This is a genomic window from Salinicola salarius, assembly GCF_003206135.1.
Taxonomy (GTDB): Bacteria; Pseudomonadota; Gammaproteobacteria; order Pseudomonadales; family Halomonadaceae; genus Salinicola; species Salinicola salarius.
In genome coordinates, this window is record NZ_PZJT01000002.1 from 1 (window position 1) to 18117 (window position 18117).

The following is an 18117-nucleotide window of genomic DNA, read 5'->3' on the forward strand; positions in this document are numbered from 1 at the left end:
GGTTTACACAGCTAGCCCAAAGGGGACTTACGCCGGGGCCACCCTGACATGATATGTTGGAATTCCTCGAAGCGTGACTCGAGACAGCTTGCAGTAGCGTCCGCAGAGGCAGAAGGCGTCGTCTACACTGGTGATGTCAAAGGAAATCAGCACAATCAAAAGGGGACGACATGCCCAAGCTTGGTAAACAAGGCGTATTCATCGTCTCGGCGGTGGTGATAGCGGCGATCGTAGCCGTTGGCGCCATTTTCCCGACTGGATTCGGGAATATCGCCAACGCAGCATTGGGTGCGACCACGCACTACTTTGGATGGTTCTATCTGCTGTCCGTGTTCGGATTCGTGGTTTTTCTGGTGGGGCTGGCGTTCAGCAAGTACGGGAAGATCCGCCTGGGGCCGCAGGATAGCAAGCCGACCTATGGTTTCTTTTCCTGGGTGAGCATGCTGTTGGCGGCAGGGTTCGGTGTCGGCCTGGTGTTCTACGGCATGGCGGAACCGATGACCCATTACATGACGCCGCCCTACGGCGACGTAGCGCCGGAATCCGCCGAGTCGGCACGCTATGCGATTCAATACGCTTTCTTCAATTGGGGCATCCATCAGTGGGCGGCTTTCTCGGTCGTCGGTCTGATCATCGCCTACTATCAGTTTCGCAAGAACCAGGCGGGCATGGTCTCCAACGTGCTGTCGTCGGTCACCGCCAAGCGTCCGAAGTTGCGCCGTCTCGGACCGATCCTCGATATCTTCGCCGTCGTCGCGACGGTGATGGGCGTGGCGACCTCTATCGGGCTGGCCGTGTTGCAGATCAACGGCGGCCTGCATTTCGTGTTCGACGTGCCCGAAAACATGATGTGGCAGTTCATCATCATGGGAGCGATGTTCATCTGCTACATGCTCTCGGCGACGTCGGGGCTGGACAAGGGCATCAAGAACCTGTCCAACCTCAATCTGATCATCTGTTTCGCGCTGATGTTCTACATCCTGTTCACGGGACCGACCATCGCGATTCTCGAGACCATCACGCTGGGCATCGGCGACTACTTGCAGAACTTCATCGGCATGAGCCTGCGAATGTCTCCCTTCGATGACAGCCAGTGGGCGTCCAACTGGACGATTTTCTACTGGGCCTGGGTCATCGCCTGGTCACCGTTCGTGGGCACCTTCGTGGCGCGTATCTCGCGCGGGCGCACCATCAAGCAGTATGTCTTCGGCGTGCTCGTCGTGCCGCCGCTGCTGGCCTGCCTGTGGATCGGTGTGTTCGGTGGCGCCGCCATCCAGATGGAAATGAACAGCGATGCGGGTCTCGCCCAGGCGACGGCCGACAACATCACCTCGGCGCTGTTCCAGATGTTCGATCTGATGCCGTTCTCGAACGTGCTGTCGATCGTCGCGCTCTGCCTGATCTTCATCTTCCTGGTGACATCGGCGGATTCCGCGACCTACATCGTCTCGCAGATGACCGATAATGGCTCGCTCAATCCGCCGCTGATGAAGCGGATCATCTGGGGGGTACTGATCGCGGCGATCTGCCTCACGCTGCTTTCTGCCGGTGGCGAGAACGGGCTGAAAGGGTTGCAGTCGGCATCGGTGCTGGCGGCGTTGCCATTCACGTTCATTCTCTACGGCATGATATTCGTGACTCTGAAAGAGCTGCGCGCCGACCGCAAGGCGATGCTGACCGCGCTCTATCGTCGCCATAGCGATACGCCGGTAGGCGCCGATGCATTCGAAGCCGAAGAGCTGGCGGAGGAAGACCGTTACCGCCGCGCGCCGGACATCAAGAACCGTCGCATCAATCCGCGATAGTCGGGCGTGATATCGCGACGGCCCCGGTCCGCCAGGATCGGGGCCGTTTTCGTTGGTGGCATCGTTCTGCCGGCATCAAGTCGAGGGGCGAGGGGCGAGGGGCGAGTGGGCGCGGGGGTCGAGGGGCGAGGGGCGAGGGGCGAGTGGGCGCGGGGAAAGTGGCGAAGATCGGCGAAAAGACCTAATTTGAAGCTCAATTCAAGAGGCGTGCCGCCGTTAACATAATCATATGACTTGCGGAACTTGCCCATGCGCCCGGCCATGAAGCCCACCAGCCAGCTAGGCCGACACCAACCAGGCCGACACCAGCTACGCCAAGGCGCGACTCGGCGTTCGCTGGTGCCTGCCGAAGCGCCTGTCGACCGGTGGCTCAATTTGCTGGTCAGCGTATCAGTGGTCACGGCGCTGCTCGTCGGCGGCGTGGCGCTGGTCGTTACCTTGCTGTTCCACTGATCGCCGCGATCGTGGTTATCCGGTGAGCCTCGTTCTCGAAGGCTGCCGATCTCAAGACGAACCTTCTGGCGTCGATCGCTCTTCGCGGCGCCGACGCTGCAATCGCTGCATCGATGCCACCAGGTCGTTGAACCGTTCCCCCTGAATCTGGATGTGAGCCTTGATCGCCGCTTCGGCAGCGTCGGCGTCGCCGCGCTCCAGCGCCGCCATGATCGCTTCGTGCTCGTCGAAACTGCTGGCGAGACGGCGGCGGGCATGCAGCTGCAGGCGGCGATAGGGTTTCAGAATGGCGTGCAGGCGCGAGGCTTCCTGCGCCAGGAAGTCATTATGGCTTGCCTGGTAGATCAGGTGATGAAAGGTCCCGTTTTCGTAGTAGTAACCGTCGGCATCGCCGGCAGCCATGCATTCGCGGCAAGCCGCCTGGGCGCGATGCAGCGCCGCCAGTTCTTCCGGTGTCATGCGCCGCGCCGCCAGACGTGCGCACATCCCCTCCAGCTCCGCCATCACTTCGAAACGCTCGACCAGTTCGGTCACGCTCAACTGGGCGACGAATGTCCCGCGCTTGGGCAGCACGCGCACCATGCCGGATGCGGCGAGCTGCTGCAGCGCCTCGCGGATCGGCGTGCGCGAGCAGTCGTACTCCTGCGCCAGTGCCGCCGGGTCCAGTTTGTCTCCAGGCGCGTAATGGCCTTCGACGATGGCATCCTCAAGCAGGTCGCGAAGCCGCTGGGCATGCGGGATGCGAGCCATATTAGACTTTCTCCTATGTTGACACCGGGCTGGCCGGGGCATAACTGTTATATATAACAGAGCGATGACATGTATGTTAACAGTCGGTTTCGGAATTCATGCCGACGTTTTTCTGCCAGACCGCTTCGCTCTGCCGAACGCTCGTCGCTGCCGCCGCTGGTGACAGCCCGAGCTCCAGCCACAGACCCGAGAGGGCCGGCATGAACGTCAACATGAATTTTCTGCAGGATCTTCTCTCCAGCATCGGCCGCCGGACACGGGGCCAGCATCTTGCCGGTAGCGAAGATGGCGGGACGCCGAGCAGTCTGGCGCGACTGACATCGGTATGCGAGACGCTGATGCAGCCCGGTGGTGAGGCGTCGCAGATTCTGATCGCCCAGGAGGCACTGGAGCGCTACGCCTCGCTCGGCGAGAGCGATCGGCTCGCCTTCTTCCAGTTGCTGGGGGAACGCTACGCCGCCGAGCCCGACGCCATTCACGAGGCTTACGCGGCGTATCGCGACAACGGGGACAACGCCAGTCTGCAACGGCTGTTCGCGGCCTGCGAGCCTCGTCGTCAGCACCTGCTGCGGCGGCTGAATCTGTGCCCGGGCGGCACCTACGAGCTGGTCAAGATGCGCGCGGACCTGTTGCGCTGCCTCAAGGCGAACCCCGAGCTGGCGCCGCTGGATGCGGATTTCGATCATCTCTTCGCATCCTGGTTCAACCGCGGCTTTCTGGTGCTGGAGAGCATCGACTGGAACACGCCGGCGGCGGTGCTCGAGAAGATCATCCACTATGAAGCCGTCCATGCCATCGGCGACTGGTCGGACTTGCGTCGGCGCCTCGACCCCGAGGATCGCCACTGCTATGCCTTCTTCCATCCGGCCACGGGTGACGAGCCGCTGATCTTCGTCGAAGTGGCGCTGTGCCGGGGTATTCCCGACAGCATCCAGACGATTCTGGAAGGTGGCGACGAAGTGCGCCCGGAGGAGGCCGATACCGCCGCCTTCTACAGCATCAGCAACTGCCAGGCCGGCCTGCGGGGAATCTCGTTCGGCAACTTCCTGATCAAGCAGGTGGTGCAGGAACTCAAGCGTAATCTGCCGAATCTCGAAAACTTCGTGACGCTCTCGCCGGTTCCTGGTTTTGCCAAGTGGCTGGCAGCGGAACGCGAAAGTGGAACCTGCCAGCTCGCCGACGAGATTGCCGAGGGGCTCGACGACGGGCGCTGGCTGGAAGATCCCAAACTGCGCGACAAGCTGAATGCCGAACTGCGGGGGCTGGCGGCGCATTACCTGATCGACGTCAAGCGCGACAGCGGCCTGCCGCTGGACCCGGTGGCCCGCTTCCACCTGGGCAACGGCGCCAGCCTGCACCGGCTCAACTGGCCTGGTGATACCTCCGAGAACGGCCGCCGCCAGTCTCATGGGCTGATGGTCAATTATCTCTACGAGCTCGGTCGGATCGAGCAGAACCACGAAGCGTTCAGCCGCGAGGGCACGGTGGTCTGCACCAGCGAGATCCGCCGCGATGCCAAGCAGGGGCGCTCGCGCTGCCGTCATGGCTCCCGGACCGATGCCTGATCGTTCGTGACCGTTTCATAAAACAGGCCTGACCGTTTCACAAAACAGGCTTGGCCTTTTCAAAAAATAGGCGTGACCGTTTAACAAAGCAGGAGAGGTGGGATGAATCAGAATCTGTATCTGCAATTCTCGGGCAATTTCGAGCGCCGCCCGGACAAGGTGATGATCGATACGCCGAGCGGCGAGCAGTATCGCTATCGCGACGTGCTTTCCACCTCGCGTCGCATGGCGCGGGTTCTTCGCGACAGCGGCGTAGTGCCGGGTGACCGCGTCGTGGTGCAGGTCGACAAGAGCCCGCAGGCGATCATGCTCTATCTGGCCTGCCTGCAGACGGGAGCGGTCTACCTGCCGCTCAATACCGCCTACACGGAGGCGGAAGTCGAATATTTCCTCACCGACGCCGAGCCGCGATTCCATGTCTGCCGCCCGGACGACATCGACACCGCGCGGCGATTGGCTCAGCGCTGTGGGGTGGCGGTCGTCGAAAGCCTGGGCGCGGAAGCCGACGGTTCGTTGATGGAACGGGTCGCCGAGGCCGAGGAAGATCCGCACATCGCCGAGCTGGAAGCCAACGATCTGGCGTCGATTCTGTATACCTCCGGCACCACCGGGCGTTCCAAGGGTGCCATGCTGAGCCACGGCAATCTCGCTGCCAACAGCCAGGCGCTGGCGCAGACCTGGCGCTTCAGCGCCGACGATCATCTGCTGCACGCCTTGCCGATCTTTCACACCCACGGCTTGTTCGTGGCGTGCAACATCGTTCTGACCGTCGGCGCTTCGATGACCTTTCTGCCCAGGCTCGATGCCGAGCAACTGCTGGATCTGATGCCACGGGCAACGGCATTGATGGGGGTGCCGACGTTCTATACCCGCCTGCTGGCCAGCCCGCGGCTGAACAGGGAGACCACCGCGAACATGCGCTTGTTCGTGTCCGGCTCCGCGCCGCTGCTGGCGGAAACCCATCGGGAATTCAGCGAACGTACCGGCCACGCCATTCTCGAACGCTACGGCATGACCGAGACCAACATGAACACCTCGAATCCCTACGACGGCGAGCGCCGTCCGGGCACGGTCGGCTTCGCGCTGCCGGGTAGCGAGGTGCGCATTACCGATCGCGAAACCGGCAAGGCATTGCCGGCGGGGGAAACCGGCCTGGTGGAAGTTCGCGGGCCGAACGTCTTCCAGGGCTACTGGCGAATGCCGGAAAAGACCGCCTCCGAGTTTCGCGACGACGGCTTCTTCATCACCGGCGATCTCGGGCTGATCGACGAAGACGGCTATCTGCATATCGTCGGGCGCGACAAGGATCTGGTGATCTCCGGTGGCTACAACGTCTATCCCAAGGAGATCGAGCAGTGGATCGACGAGCTGCCTCAGGTGGTGGAGTCGGCCGTCATCGGTGTTGCCCATCCCGATCTGGGCGAGGGGGTGACCGCGGCGGTGGTGCTGAAGCCGGGGGAATCGCTGGACGAATATGACGTGCTGGCGGCGCTGAAGGACAAGGTGGCGCGCTACAAGCAGCCGAAGAGAGTGTTCTTCATCGATAGCCTGCCGCGCAACGTGATGGGCAAGGTCCAGAAGAACGCGCTGCGCGAACGCTATGCCGATATCTACCTGAGTGCCGAAACGGCAAATCCGTAGCATTACGGGAGGTTTTTCACCCTCGCCGCGTGGGTAACGCGGCACGGCCGTCACGCCGGGCGTGGCGGTTCCGATACACGCCAAGCTCCGATAACCGGGCCAATCATGACGATGTCTTTGTAAAACGTTCTATAACAATGCCCAAGAGGTGACAACGATGGTGATCTACGGTGTAGCACTCCTGGCCGGCTGCATGCTGGTCGGGCTAATCATCGGCGACGTACTCGGCCAGTTGCTGGGAATCGATGCCAATCTGGGCGGTGTGGGCATCGCCATGCTGCTGCTGATCTTCGTGACCGGCTATCTCAAGGATCGCGGCAAGCTGCCGGAGACGACCGAGAGTGGCATCAACTTCTGGAATGCGATGTACATTCCCATCGTCGTCGCCATGGCGGCCAGCCAGAACGTGGCGGCTGCCTTCAGCGGCGGCATGGTGGCGATCCTGGCCGGCGTACTGGCCGTCGTGCTGGGGCTGGCGCTGGTTCCCGTGCTGACCGGCAAGAAGGTCGACGATGCGAGCCCGCTCGATTCGACGCCAACAGCCCATAGTGGCCACTGAAGGGGGAGGCTCGCATGAACGATTCCATTGTTTCGCTGGTCGACAAGTATCATCTGATCGCCGCCTTTGCCGTGATCGGCCTGACCATGTACGTGGCGTACTGGCTCAGCCGCCATCTGACTGCGGGTCGTCTGCATGGCTCTGCGATCGCGATCATCATCGGCTTGATACTCGCCTATGTCGGTGGAGCATCCACTGGCGGCAGCAAGGGGCTTTCGGATGTCACGCTGTTTTCCGGCCTGGGGTTGATGGGTGGCGGCATGCTGCGGGATCTGGCGATCATCGCCACCGCGTACGGCGTACGCCTGCAGGAGATCAAGAAAGCGGGCATGCGCGGCGTGATCGCCCTGTTCCTCGGCGTGCTGGTCTCGTTCGTGGCGGGGGCCGTCGTTGCGATCGGTTTCGGCTATACCGACCCGGTCGACATCACCACGATCGCGGCCGGCGCGGTGACCTATATCGTCGGGCCGGTGACCGGGGCCACGCTGGGCGCGAGTTCTGAAGTGATTGCGCTGTCGATCGCCGCCGGCCTGGTCAAGTCGATCCTGACCATGATCGCGACGCCGATGACTGCGAAGCTCATCGGGCTGGACAACCCACGCTCGGCGATGATCTTCGGCGGCCTGATCGGGACGACCAGCGGCGTCGCGGCAGGTCTCGCTGCCACCGATGCGCGGCTGGTGCCCTACGGTGCGATGACCGCGACGTTCTACACCGGGCTCGGCATCCTGCTGGCGCCGACGGTGCTGTTCCTGGCGGTACGGATGATTTTCTGAATATCTGTCTGAAAGGCCTCTCCGGAACGATGCAAACCCGAGCGATCGTTCCGGAGAGGCAGGCGCTGGCGACCGCCCGGGGGCGGTCGTCAGCCCTGAAACGAGGAAAACATTCGAGCGTGGCAGCGCTCTTGGAATGAGCTCGAAACGGGAGCGATCGAGACACAGCCTCGGCCGGCCGATTTTGCCTGATAAAGCGCATGGTCGACCTCTTCCAGCAACCCCTTCGGCATCTGGTGACGATACTCGCCCACGCCAGCGGAGAAGCTTACCCGGAGGCGAGATGTGCTCAAGGTCCGTTGGCGAAGTTGCTTGAGGATACGGTCTATCGCGGTCTGTGCCGAGAAGCGATCGACCCCGGGCAAGATCACCAGGAACTCCTCTCCGCCCCAGCGAACCAGGGTATCGCTCGAACGCAGCGCGCCGATCATGAAATGGCTGAATTCCGTTAACACTTCGTCGCCAACGGCATGGCCGTAGTGATCGTTGATCTCCTTGAAGTGATCCAGATCGAGCATGGCAATGGTGACCTTTTCGCCGTAACGCTGGCTTCGTTCCAGTGTCTGTTCGAGCAGTTCCAGGCCGAAGCGGCGATTGTGCAATCCGGTCAGGTCGTCTCGCGTTGCCAGATATTCGAGGCGACGGTTCTTTTCCTCCAGTTGGCGTTCGATATCGCATCGCTCGGTGATATCCACGAGAAAGGCGATCCGTTGGGGGCGGCCTGCTTCGTCGTGGCTGATCGTGTCCTCGATGATGACGGTACGCGATGACCCGTCATGCAACTGAACCTCCACGGCACGGCGTTGATCCAGTGCGTCGAAGAAGCTGGCTGCGTGTTGCTTCTCGGCAGTCTGGTGATGCTGCGAGGGCAATAGCTTCCGGAAGTGGGCATTGAGCAGCTCGCTTTCCGCATAGCCGAAGAACTCGCAGAAGGCATGATTGACCAGCCGCAGATACCCTTCGAGATCGATGATGCACACGCCCATGGGCAAGTTCCCGAGCACCTGGCGTAGATGCGGTTGAGCCTGTGGCAGTAGGCCCGGGGTATCGTCGATAGCGGTGATCTCGCCGATGGCGATGAGCACGTGACGCGTGGCACCCTCGTCGGCAAGTGTTTCCAGCGGAGAAATCTTGAGTTTCAGCGCTTGCAGCGGCTGCGCATGTTGGCGGATGTGAAAGCACTGCCACTGACTCGAGTTTTCCGACGAGACATTCAGCAATGCCGGATGATCGAGGCCAGCCGCCGGATAGCGACGAGCGTCCAGCCACTGCCAAGGGTCGGCCATGGGGAAGCCATCACCCAGGTGCAACTGACGTTTCGCCGTCTCGTTGGCATCGACCAGCAGGGGAACGCCGGCATCGAGCCGGTAGATCAGCGCCGCGATATTCAACGTGTCCAGCCCATCCGGCGTGGAAGGACCCTCGGCGGTCTGATGAGGTAGCGAATTTTTCGAAGCAACCATAAGCCAGGGTACCGTGATTCGAACGGTGGAAGGAGTTGCCAGTCGTATCGCGGTCGTCAGTGTTCGCCACGAACCAGCGCGAAGCGTGATTCGGGGCAAACCGGTAGTTGTCCTGCGGCCGGTCTGGCAAACCAGTATCCCTGCTGTCTGGCAATACCGTGGCGGTAGAGCCAACGAGCTTCTTCTAGTTTTTCTATACCTTCGGCGATCAGAATTATGTCCAGCTGATGCGCCAGGGTAATGATGTGTTCCAGAATTCTTTGCTGGCGGGGGGACTGGTGGATATCGCTGACCAGATGGCGATCGATTTTCAGCACGTCTGGCGAGATGTCGACCAGCAGGTCCAGATTGGCATATCCGGTGCCGAAATCATCCAGCGCCGTTTTCATCCCCATTTCGTGATAGCTGGTCACGATATTCTGTAGATGGCACCGATCCCCGACATTCTCAGACTCGGTGATTTCGAAACAGAGCCGGCTCGTCGGCCAGCCGACCCGCCTGGCTGCGGCAAGCGTGGCCTGAATGCATGCCTGTGGTTCGTAGACGGCGTTGGGCAGGAAGTTGATCGAAAGCATTCCTTCGGCCCCCAGATCGTGGGCCATTTCGATCGCCTTGACCCGGCAAGCCTGATCGAAGCGGTAGAGATTGGCGTCGTCGACCCGTGCCAATATCGAGCCGGCGGATTCTCCACCTGTTCCTCTGACCAGCGCTTCGTATCCGTAGACTCGCCCCTCGTCGATATTCACCAATGGCTGAAACGCCATGGTGAATTCGAAGTCCAGCGGTACGTCGCAGCGACCGCAAACGTTCTCGTGTCTGGCACAACCCGGCATTGTGTCCTCCTTGACGACATGCACGGTAATGATTGTTTTCTGCTCGACTTGAAATGCGTTCGTCAGCATTTCGGCAAGTTAACTAAGCTTAGAATATAAGAGTACGATCGAATAGCACCGATTTAGCAGAAAAGTGTGAATCGCGCTATCCAATGCGTCGCCGATTACCGACGTCGCAGAAATCCGCTATCAGCCTGCCGGAGTCCATGAAACCTTCCTCGAAACCTTCTTCAAGACCCTCTTCAAGCACTCTGATTTGTCTGATGGTGATTGCTGTCGGTGTCGCCTTCGACAAGGGAGTCTGGCAGATCCCGCGGGAGTGGAACCCGTTCGCGCCGCTGGTCGTGAGCGATCCCGTGACACCGGTCACGCGCTGGAAGCTGAAAGCGCTATCCGGAGATCGGGAGGCGTGTCTTGCGGCGCTGGAGACGGCGCCGGATATCGATTATACCCCGCTGGGGGATTACACCGCGGCGGCCGGTTGCCCGCTCGAGAACGTGGTTCGGCTCTCGAGCACGCAGGTCTCGTTCAGTTCGAGCTTCGTGGCCAGTTGCCCGTTGGCGCTGGCCTGGACCATGTACGAACAGCACGAACTGCAGCCGTTGGCTCGGCAGGTCTTCGGCGAGCGTGTCTCCCGCGTCCAGCATTACGGCTCTTTCGCATGCCGCAATATCTATCACCGCGAGAACGCCAGACGCAGCGATCATGCCACGGCGTCGGCACTCGATGTCGCGGCCTTCCGGCTCGAGGATGGGCGCCGGATCAGCGTGCTCGAGGATTGGGGGGATGAGAGCGATCGTGGCCGGTTTCTCGAAGCGGCCCAGGCGGGCGCCTGTCACTATTTCGGTACCACCCTGGGCCCGGACTACAACGCCGCGCATGCCAACCACTTTCATCTCGGCATGCGCGGCGTGTCGTTCTGCCGCTAGGGTGGAACGAGGCAGGGAGGTCGCTGCGACGGCTCAGTCGTCGAGGTCGATATCGTCCTCGTCGGTTGCCGCGCCCGTGGCTGCACCGACACCGCCGCCGATCACGGCACCCTGAGTGACATCACCTCCGGTCGCAGCCGCCGCGCCCGCACCGACTGCGGCACCGACGCCCGCGCCGCTGGCCGCACGCTCGCCGGTCGAGGTTCCGCATGCGGAGAGGCCGAGGGCAAGCAGCAGGGTCAAAAACGTCGTCCTTAACATAAGTTATCTCCTTTCAGGTGTGGTTACAGGCTAGAAACAAACCTGGCGCGCTGCAACTCGGGAGTGGGAGTCATCGAACCCAGGCGTATACATCGAAAGTCGACTGTCCCTGTAAATATGATGTATGACAATTTAGCGGCTGATCGTCGACTGCTTGCCTCTCCAGGTCGAGTCGGCCCATTGCTATCCTCTGACGTTCCCGGAGAACGCCGATGCCCTCGGACCCGACTGTAGTGCGGTTTTCATACGCCATGCTCCCTCTTGCCCTGCCGATCCGTGATGTCAGGGTCACGACCGCGCATCGGGTATCGAAGAGGGTGATGTCATGAGCGTGATGGAGCCCCAGCCCCGTTTTCGAAACGCGGCGACGTCGAATCTCGGCATTTCCCGGCTCGAGCGCTGGTGGTTTCGCCGGCGTCTGCGACACATCCTCTGCCTGGCGGATTTCGAGCGTTTCGCGAAGCGGGTCCTGCCCAAGCCCATCTTCGGTTACGTGGCCGGCGCGGCGGAAACCAACGCTTCCTACGATGACAATTTCCGGGCCTTTCGCGAGATCGGGTTCGTGCATCGCTCGCTGGTCAATGTCAGCGGGCGGACGACCCGCACCTCGCTGATGGGGCGCGAGCACGCGCTGCCGTTCGGCATCGCGCCGATGGGCGTCAGCGCGCTGACCGCCTACCGTGGCGACATTCGTCTGGCCAGCGCCGCTCGGCGAGCCGGTATTCCCATGGTCATCAGCGCTTCCGGGCTGATCGCGCTGGAGGCGATTGCCGAGATCAATCCCGATGTCTGGTACCAGGCCTACATGCCACCCGACCCGGCATCCATTCATGCCCTGGTCGAACGCGTGGCGCGTGCCGGGATCCAGACGCTGGTCGTAACGGTCGACTCCGCCGTGGTGCCAAGCCGTGAAAACAACGTGCGCACCGGCTACAAGACGCCGATCCGCCCCGATCTTCGCCTGCTGTGGCAAGGTGCAACGCATCCCGAATGGTCGCTGTGTACCTTCCTGCGCACGATCCGTCGTCACGGCATGCCGCATTTCGAGCATGCCGGGGCTGAGCGCGGTGTTGCCCTCGTCGCCAAGAACGTCGAGCGGGACTTTTCCGGCCGGGAGCACCTCGATTGGGAGGACATCCGCCGCATTCGTCAGCAGTGGGGCGGCAAGCTGGTGCTGAAGGGCATCATGGCCGTGGAGGATGCGCGCAAAGCCGAGTCCCTGGGTGTCGATGGCATCATCGTTTCCAACCACGGCGGGCGGCAGCTGGACGGCGACGTCTCGCCGCTGCGCGTGCTGCCCGATATCGCCGCGGCGGTGGGTCTCGACGTGATGATCGATAGCGGCTTCCGGCGCGGTTCCGATGTGCTCAAAGCGCTCGCGCTGGGGGCGAAGTTCGTGTTCGTCGGCCGCCCGTTCAACTATGCCGCGGCGGTGGCGGGAGAAGCCGGAGTCGATCACGCCATTTCGCTTCTCGCGACCGAGGTGCACCGTAACCTGGGGATGCTGGGTATCAACTCGCTGGAAGAGATGACCGCCGACCGGCTCTATTTTCTTCCTCGGGTATCCTGAGTCGTGCGTGCGCTTGCGCGCCCAAGGATAGTTGCCGCGCCCGATCATGACAAAAGCCGCGAGGGCACTTAAGGTTATCGGTGGATCGTCGGCGCGCCAGAACCGTTTCCGGTGGCGCGCCCGACGAGCATCAATACCTGTTTCACTATCGACGAGGAGTGGCCCATGCGTTTGACCATCAAGGGTATCGAGGAAGGCAAGCCGATTCCGGCGCAGTTCGCTTTCGCCGTGCCCGACCCCGAGCAGCACATGCGCCTGAGCGACAATCGCAATCCGGAAGTGCGCTGGCTGGATGCGCCGCAAGGCACGCAGAGCTTCGTGCTGCTGGTGACCGATCCCGATGTGCCGGGCGTGGCGGACGACGTCAATCAGGAAGGCAAGACACTCCCTGCGGACCTGCCGCGCGTCGATTTCTACCATTGGGTGCTGGTGGACATTCCCGTCGAGGTCAACCTGATCGAGGAAGGCGAGATGGCCGATGGGGTAGTTCCGAAGGGCAAGACGCCAGGACAGACCGCCAAGGGCATCAGTGGGATCAACGGCTACACCGGGTTTCTGGCCGGCGATCCGGACATGGCCGGTGTCTACGGCGGCTACGATGGGCCTTGCCCGCCCTGGAACGATGAAATCGTCCATCGCTATACCTTCAGCGTGTTCGCGCTGGATATTCCCACGCTGGGCCTGTCGGGAGAATTTACCGGCGAACAGGTTCGCGAGGCGATGGCAGGCCACGTGCTGGCCGAGTCCAGCATCACCGGAACCTATACCCTCAATCCGGACCTGCGCTGATCCCTCATGACGGCGCCAGGCCACGAGGCGAAGCGGCGGCCTGGCTCTTTGCGAAATTGTTGCCTGATTGGCTGTCAGCATGACGAGCTTCCCCGCTGATGGCCAGCGGGGAGCTTTCGAGCAGAGTCGATGGCAAGGAGAGAGCCGGTGGCGAGGAGAGAGTGGGTGGCCAGAAGAGAGTTGGTGGCCAGAAGAGAGTTGGTGGCCAGAAGAGAGTGGATGATGGCGGGGAAACTTCGGCTGGGCGTGCTGGCGCTGATGGTAATGGCGTTGGCAGGTTGCGAAAGTCTATCGACGGGGTCGTTTCAGATGCCCGATATCTTCGATCGCTCCGGCAGCGACGAGGCCGTGGTCAAACGCCAGATTCCCTTCCCGGCCGAGGAGTATGCCCAGCTCGAAAAGCGTGGAACCTCGGCTATCCAGGGGCGGTTGACCTACAGAACGCCGGATGGACAGACGCTCGTGGGCTCCGATGAGACGATTTCGGTGGCGCCCGCGACGCGCTATGCGGCCGAAGCCGCCGAGGTGGCGCTCTCGGGACGCAAGATCGAACCGGCCGACCCCCGTGCCCGTGAATATACGCACTATGCCGAGACGGACGACAATGGCTATTTCGTCGTCAGGGGCATACCCGCGGGCGTGTTCTACGTTGCCGGAAGCGTGCTGCTACCCGGTGGCGAATCACGCAGCCCGATCATCATCAAGCAGATCGAACTTGGTGACGGACAGACACGAGACGTGGACCTGAGCCGCTGAATCCAGGGCGAAGTCGGCAAAATGATGCCGTTCATCCGAAGAATGGCATCCGATCGGGAGCATTTTGTCGTGACGCCGAGTTCGATATCCAAGACCGGCGTCATATCGACTGTCATGTCGGGCTGTGATGTCGATGAGTGCCAACTACGCTTGGCACCATCGAGATGGCTTGCCAAAGAGAGACTGACACTTTCGTTCTTGTAAGCCAGACTCATCGGTCTCTTGTCTGAATTTATCCATTAACTGCGTAGTCCATTGCCGATACCGGGTTACACAGGGAACAATTCGGGTATGATACTGTTTAATCCGCTAGGCTCTCTTCAGGCGTAGCGCTGATTATTCAGAACATTAGCGCAGTAACGGTAAATTATATCTGCTCGGCTCTTGAAGCCGCTTGATGCCGTTAATGCCAATAATAAATCAAGACCGTGGTATGCAGGGTTTCGAGGCCAACTCAAAGGGATGGATGACAGCTTGGACAGCACTGCACATCAAGATCGCGTATTGATCATCGAAGACGACGAGCGTCTGGCGCATCTGACACGCGAATATCTGGAGGCCAACGGTTTTCAGGTCGGGCTCGAACACGATGGCGCCAACGGGGTGGAGCGCATCATCGAGGAACAGCCGGATATGGTGATCCTCGACCTGATGCTGCCGGGTGAGGACGGTCTATCGATCTGCCGTCGGGTACGACCGCATTATGCCGGCCCCATTCTGATGTTGACGGCACGGACCGACGACATGGATCAGGTTCTGGGCCTGGAAATGGGAGCCGACGATTACGTTCCCAAGCCGGTTCAGCCACGGGTGCTGCTGGCGCGCATGCGCGCGCTGATGCGTCGCGCCGATACCCTGGTTTCCTCGAGCGGGGCGACGCGCCTGACGTTCGACAATCTGGTCATCGACAGCGCCACTCGCGAGGCGTGGCTGGAAGATGAGCGTATCGATCTCACCAGCGCGGAATTCGATCTGCTCTGGCTACTGGCCGACAGCGCCGGCCGGGTATTGACGCGTGAGGAGATCTTCTCCCAGCTGCGCGGGATCAAATACGACGGACAGGATCGTTCCATCGACGTGCGCGTCTCGCGCATTCGCCCCAAGATCGGCGACGATCCCAACCACCCTCATCGCATCAAGACCGTACGGAGCAAAGGGTATCTATTCGTGAGAGACAGTTGAGGGAGGGCGGCGATCGCGGTCGCCGTCTCCCCCTGTTACTTGCCCGACATTTCCCGCGAGATCCAACATGCGTCGTTCCTTTACCGACAGCACCTTCCTGCGATTCTACGTGTCGCTGCTGGCGGCGTTGGTCATTACCTTTGCGCTGGTACTGTTCGGCTTCCTGGTCGTCGACAAGGTGCGTCAGGAGCACTATCGGGAAAATCTCGTCAGCGGCCCGCTGGCACTGCTTTCCGATCTCGTCTCCCGCCAGCCGTTGGCGCAGCGAGATGACTGGCTGGCGTCGATGGCGTCGACACTGGGCATGCCGTTGGGGTTGTTCCAGCTCGATGACCTGTCGCTGAATTATTTCGAGCGGGCGCGACTGCGTGAGAACCGGCCGGTGATCGAATCCACCGATGATGGCTGGCGCTCGCTGTACCAGCTGCCCAGTTCCAGCTGGGTGCTGGCGGCGCGGATCAACAGTCTCAACGAGATGCAGCTTCGTGGTATCACCGAAGTGCTGCGCAGCTGGCTGAGCGGCGAAGAGAAGGAGATCCAGGCTCGCCGGCTGGCGCGCGTCCAACAGCAGTTCCACATGCCGGTTGGTCTCTATACTTCGCCGCCGACGGATGTCGACCCTATCCAGGCGACGCGCCTCGACGCCGGCGAAGTGGTGGTGCGTCTCGAAACGGGGCTGAGTGCGCTCTATATTCATGCTCGGGTCGGGCCGGATCGCTGGCTGCGAATCGGCCCGCTGCCCAGTTTCGAGTCGATGCCGCTGTCGCTGGCGCTGGCGCTGCTGATCATGGTGCTGACGACGCTGGCCGGCGCCATCTATCTCATCGTGTGGGGCGTCGAAGGCCGGGTGGGGCGGCTCGAACGGGCCGCGACGCGCATTGCGGCGGGTCATCTCAACTCGCGAGTGCGGGTCGACAGCAACGACTTCATCGGCCGTCTGGGCATGGCGCTCAACGGCATGGCGGCGCAGGTCCAGATGCTGCTGCGCAGCCAGCAGGAGATGATTCGGGCCGTCTCCCACGAACTGCGTACGCCGGTGGCACGCATTCGCTTTGCGGTACAGATGCTGGAAGATCTCAGCAAGGACGAGGTCGCCCAGCGCCAGTTGGCGGGCATCGACGAGGATATCGCCGAACTCGACCGGCTGATCGATGAAATCCTCACCTACGCCAAGCTCGACAGCGAGAATGCCCAGGGCGTGACGCTGCAGACGGAAAGCCTGGAGTGTCGTGCGCTGGCCTGGCGAGTACTGGAGACGTTGAGCCCGCTGCACCCGCACCTCGAACTGCGCGTTGCCGATGGCGAAGAGCTCGAGGTGGAGGCGGAGCCACGCTACCTGCAGCGCGCGGTCCAGAACCTGGTCGCCAATGCCTGCCGGCATGCGGAGAGTCAGGTCGTGGTGAAGGTCCATCGCGAACCCCGGGCCGTGCGCATCGACGTCGAAGACGATGGCCCGGGGGTGCCGGAAGAGAAGCGCATCGCCATCTTCAAGCCATTCGCCCGGCTGGACGACAGTCGCACCCGGCGCTCGGGCGGCTACGGCCTGGGGCTCTCCATCGTCCAGAAGATCATGGCCTGGCACGGCGGCAACGTCGTGGTCGATCGCAGCGAGAGCCTGGGCGGCGCTCGCTTCAGCCTGCTGCTGCCGCTACACGGCCGGGAGGCGATTCGGCCGCTGACATTCGACGAAGAGACGGTTTGACGATCTTTCGCGGCTGACCTGTTCGCGGCTACCCCGTGCGCGGCTTCGGTAAGCGCCCGATCGTCAGGCGTCGTCAGGCGTGCCGGCTGGCTTGACGCCACTGAGCACCGCAAATGAGGTCTCCCTCGCGGTGCGGATGAAATCCTCCATCCACGGTAGTTCCAGGTTGTCCTCCCGCACTGCCGCGTAGAGCGTGCTCCACACCCCGTCCTTGCCCAGCGGCAGCGCCTTGACGTAATCCCGCTCCAGATACTCCGTCAGCGCCCAGTTGGGCAGGGCGCACACCCCGCGGCCACTCGCCACCAGTTGCATCATCATCACCGTGAGTTCGGCGCTGCGGATTTCCTGCGGGCGTACACCGGCCGGATCCAGGAACTGGGTGAAGACATCCAGGCGGGAGTGATCCACCGGATAGACAATGAGCGTTTCCGTGGCGAGATCCGAGGGCTCGACCCAGCTTCGGGTCGCCAGCGCGTGCTGCTTGGAAACGGCGAGCAGGCCTTCGTAGCGGAACAGGGGGGCGTAGTGCACGCCCGGCAGCGGCTCCGGGTTGTCCGTGATGACCAGATCGAGCGCTTCGCGCGTCAGCCCCGGCAGCAGATCGAAATTCTGGCCACTGGGAATGTCGACTTCCACCTCCGGCCAGTGATCGCGGAAATGGTCGATGGTCGGCATCAGCCACTGGAAGCAGCTGTGGCATTCGATCGCCATGTGCAGGCGACCCTGTTCGTGGCCGGCCAGCCGTGCCAGGTCGCGTTCCGCCAGACGCAGCTGGGGCAGCACCTGTTCGGCCAGGGTCAGCAGGCGTTCCCCGGCGCGGGTGAACGACACCGGGCGCGTCTTGCGGGCAAACAACGGCATGCCGAGCCGCGACTCGAGATCCTTGATCTGGTGCGATAGCGCCGACTGGGTCAGGTGGACGCGCTCCGCCGCTTCGACCAGCGAGCCGGTGTCACGCAGAGCGATCAACGTGCGGAGATGGCGAAGTTCGAGCATGTGATGAATTTTGCTCACTTTGAGGATTAGATAAACGCGTTTGATTCAAGGTGCGTTGCCGGAGAGACTGCCCGCCAAGCCATGATC

General features: G+C 61.8%; 17 protein-coding genes. 12 read left to right on the forward strand and 5 right to left on the reverse strand.

The window, feature by feature from the left end; all coding sequences use genetic code 11:
- Positions 1–170 precede the first annotated feature (170 nt).
- Both DOM32_RS01180 and DOM32_RS01185 read left to right on the forward strand, forming a co-directional pair.
- On the forward strand, positions 171–1805 hold the full coding sequence (locus tag DOM32_RS01180; protein ID WP_110630500.1) for a BCCT family transporter: 1635 nt from the start codon (positions 171–173) through the stop codon (positions 1803–1805).
- 249 nt (positions 1806–2054) lie between these two features.
- Positions 2055–2258: a hypothetical protein gene (locus tag DOM32_RS01185; protein WP_071230001.1), complete on the forward strand. Its 204-nt coding sequence runs from the start codon at positions 2055–2057 to the stop codon at positions 2256–2258.
- 51 nt (positions 2259–2309) lie between these two features.
- Here the strand turns inward: DOM32_RS01185 and DOM32_RS01190 are convergent, their stop codons facing one another.
- Entirely contained in the window at positions 2310–3008 is a 699-nt protein-coding gene (locus DOM32_RS01190; protein WP_071230000.1) for a GntR family transcriptional regulator, read from the reverse strand.
- A gap of 200 nt (positions 3009–3208) precedes the next feature.
- Between DOM32_RS01190 and DOM32_RS01195 the strand changes: the two genes are divergently transcribed.
- The 4 genes from DOM32_RS01195 (at position 3209) to madM (ending at position 7549) form a co-directional block, all read left to right on the forward strand.
- Positions 3209–4573, forward strand: coding sequence for a malonyl-CoA decarboxylase (locus DOM32_RS01195; protein WP_244179754.1), 1365 nt, complete (start codon positions 3209–3211; stop codon positions 4571–4573).
- A gap of 102 nt (positions 4574–4675) precedes the next feature.
- Positions 4676–6214 (forward strand): malonate--CoA ligase, encoded by a 1539-nt coding sequence (locus tag DOM32_RS01200; protein WP_110630503.1) that lies wholly within the window; start codon positions 4676–4678, stop codon positions 6212–6214.
- A 157-nt stretch (positions 6215–6371) separates the two neighbouring features.
- Positions 6372–6773: a malonate transporter subunit MadL gene (gene madL / locus DOM32_RS01205; protein WP_110630505.1), complete on the forward strand. Its 402-nt coding sequence runs from the start codon at positions 6372–6374 to the stop codon at positions 6771–6773.
- A gap of 14 nt (positions 6774–6787) precedes the next feature.
- Entirely contained in the window at positions 6788–7549 is a 762-nt protein-coding gene (gene madM, locus DOM32_RS01210) for a malonate transporter subunit MadM (RefSeq protein WP_110630507.1), read from the forward strand.
- Positions 7550–7638: 89 nt separating this feature from the next.
- On the opposite strand, the gene DOM32_RS01215 is transcribed toward madM, so the two are convergent.
- Both DOM32_RS01215 and DOM32_RS01220 read right to left on the reverse strand, forming a co-directional pair.
- Complete coding sequence (locus DOM32_RS01215) at positions 7639–9012, reverse strand: GGDEF domain-containing protein (protein ID WP_110630509.1); 1374 nt, start codon at positions 9010–9012, stop codon at positions 7639–7641.
- Between the two features lie 56 nt (positions 9013–9068).
- Positions 9069–9845 carry an EAL domain-containing protein gene (locus DOM32_RS01220; RefSeq protein ID WP_110630511.1) on the reverse strand — a complete coding sequence of 259 codons (777 nt, stop codon included), beginning with the start codon at positions 9843–9845 and terminating at the stop codon, positions 9069–9071.
- Between the two features lie 263 nt (positions 9846–10108).
- Between DOM32_RS01220 and DOM32_RS01225 the strand changes: the two genes are divergently transcribed.
- Positions 10109–10774: an extensin-like domain-containing protein gene (locus DOM32_RS01225; protein ID WP_244179755.1), complete on the forward strand. Its 666-nt coding sequence runs from the start codon at positions 10109–10111 to the stop codon at positions 10772–10774.
- A gap of 33 nt (positions 10775–10807) precedes the next feature.
- Here the strand turns inward: DOM32_RS01225 and DOM32_RS01230 are convergent, their stop codons facing one another.
- A complete protein-coding gene (locus DOM32_RS01230; RefSeq protein ID WP_071229993.1) occupies positions 10808–11035 on the reverse strand; it encodes a hypothetical protein in 228 nt (75 codons plus the stop codon).
- Between the two features lie 325 nt (positions 11036–11360).
- Between DOM32_RS01230 and DOM32_RS01235 the strand changes: the two genes are divergently transcribed.
- The 5 genes from DOM32_RS01235 (at position 11361) to DOM32_RS01255 (ending at position 17034) form a co-directional block, all read left to right on the forward strand.
- Positions 11361–12605 carry an alpha-hydroxy acid oxidase gene (locus tag DOM32_RS01235; protein ID WP_244179756.1) on the forward strand — a complete coding sequence of 415 codons (1245 nt, stop codon included), beginning with the start codon at positions 11361–11363 and terminating at the stop codon, positions 12603–12605.
- A 165-nt stretch (positions 12606–12770) separates the two neighbouring features.
- Complete coding sequence (locus DOM32_RS01240; protein ID WP_087718459.1) at positions 12771–13394, forward strand: YbhB/YbcL family Raf kinase inhibitor-like protein; 624 nt, start codon at positions 12771–12773, stop codon at positions 13392–13394.
- Between the two features lie 165 nt (positions 13395–13559).
- Positions 13560–14150 (forward strand): carboxypeptidase-like regulatory domain-containing protein, encoded by a 591-nt coding sequence (locus DOM32_RS01245; protein WP_244179757.1) that lies wholly within the window; start codon positions 13560–13562, stop codon positions 14148–14150.
- 462 nt (positions 14151–14612) lie between these two features.
- Entirely contained in the window at positions 14613–15332 is a 720-nt protein-coding gene (locus DOM32_RS01250; RefSeq protein WP_071229990.1) for a response regulator, read from the forward strand.
- 67 nt (positions 15333–15399) lie between these two features.
- Positions 15400–17034, forward strand: coding sequence for an ATP-binding protein (locus tag DOM32_RS01255; RefSeq protein WP_071229989.1), 1635 nt, complete (start codon positions 15400–15402; stop codon positions 17032–17034).
- 63 nt (positions 17035–17097) lie between these two features.
- On the opposite strand, the gene DOM32_RS01260 is transcribed toward DOM32_RS01255, so the two are convergent.
- On the reverse strand, positions 17098–18030 hold the full coding sequence (locus DOM32_RS01260) for a LysR family transcriptional regulator (protein WP_110630515.1): 933 nt from the start codon (positions 18028–18030) through the stop codon (positions 17098–17100).
- Positions 18031–18117: the final 87 nt, after the last annotated feature.

Bases quoted from the DNA above. Each gene is read 5' to 3' on its own strand.
- DOM32_RS01250 (WP_071229990.1), top strand. From the start codon at position 14,613: ATGGATGACAGCTTGGACAGCACTGCACATCAAGATCGCGTATTGATC.
- madL (WP_110630505.1), top strand. From the start codon at position 6,372: ATGGTGATCTACGGTGTAGCACTCCTGGCCGGCTGCATGCTGGTCGGG.
- DOM32_RS01225 (WP_244179755.1), top strand. From the start codon at position 10,109: ATGGTGATTGCTGTCGGTGTCGCCTTCGACAAGGGAGTCTGGCAGATC.
- DOM32_RS01230 (WP_071229993.1), bottom strand. From the start codon at position 11,035: ATGTTAAGGACGACGTTTTTGACCCTGCTGCTTGCCCTCGGCCTCTCC.
- DOM32_RS01195 (WP_244179754.1), top strand. From the start codon at position 3,209: ATGAACGTCAACATGAATTTTCTGCAGGATCTTCTCTCCAGCATCGGC.
- DOM32_RS01185 (WP_071230001.1), top strand. From the start codon at position 2,055: ATGCGCCCGGCCATGAAGCCCACCAGCCAGCTAGGCCGACACCAACCA.
- DOM32_RS01260 (WP_110630515.1), bottom strand. From the start codon at position 18,030: ATGCTCGAACTTCGCCATCTCCGCACGTTGATCGCTCTGCGTGACACC.
- madM (WP_110630507.1), top strand. From the start codon at position 6,788: ATGAACGATTCCATTGTTTCGCTGGTCGACAAGTATCATCTGATCGCC.
- DOM32_RS01220 (WP_110630511.1), bottom strand. From the start codon at position 9,845: ATGCCGGGTTGTGCCAGACACGAGAACGTTTGCGGTCGCTGCGACGTA.
- DOM32_RS01240 (WP_087718459.1), top strand. From the start codon at position 12,771: ATGCGTTTGACCATCAAGGGTATCGAGGAAGGCAAGCCGATTCCGGCG.
- DOM32_RS01200 (WP_110630503.1), top strand. From the start codon at position 4,676: ATGAATCAGAATCTGTATCTGCAATTCTCGGGCAATTTCGAGCGCCGC.
- DOM32_RS01215 (WP_110630509.1), bottom strand. From the start codon at position 9,012: ATGGTTGCTTCGAAAAATTCGCTACCTCATCAGACCGCCGAGGGTCCT.
- DOM32_RS01190 (WP_071230000.1), bottom strand. From the start codon at position 3,008: ATGGCTCGCATCCCGCATGCCCAGCGGCTTCGCGACCTGCTTGAGGAT.
- DOM32_RS01180 (WP_110630500.1), top strand. From the start codon at position 171: ATGCCCAAGCTTGGTAAACAAGGCGTATTCATCGTCTCGGCGGTGGTG.
- DOM32_RS01235 (WP_244179756.1), top strand. From the start codon at position 11,361: ATGAGCGTGATGGAGCCCCAGCCCCGTTTTCGAAACGCGGCGACGTCG.
- DOM32_RS01255 (WP_071229989.1), top strand. From the start codon at position 15,400: ATGCGTCGTTCCTTTACCGACAGCACCTTCCTGCGATTCTACGTGTCG.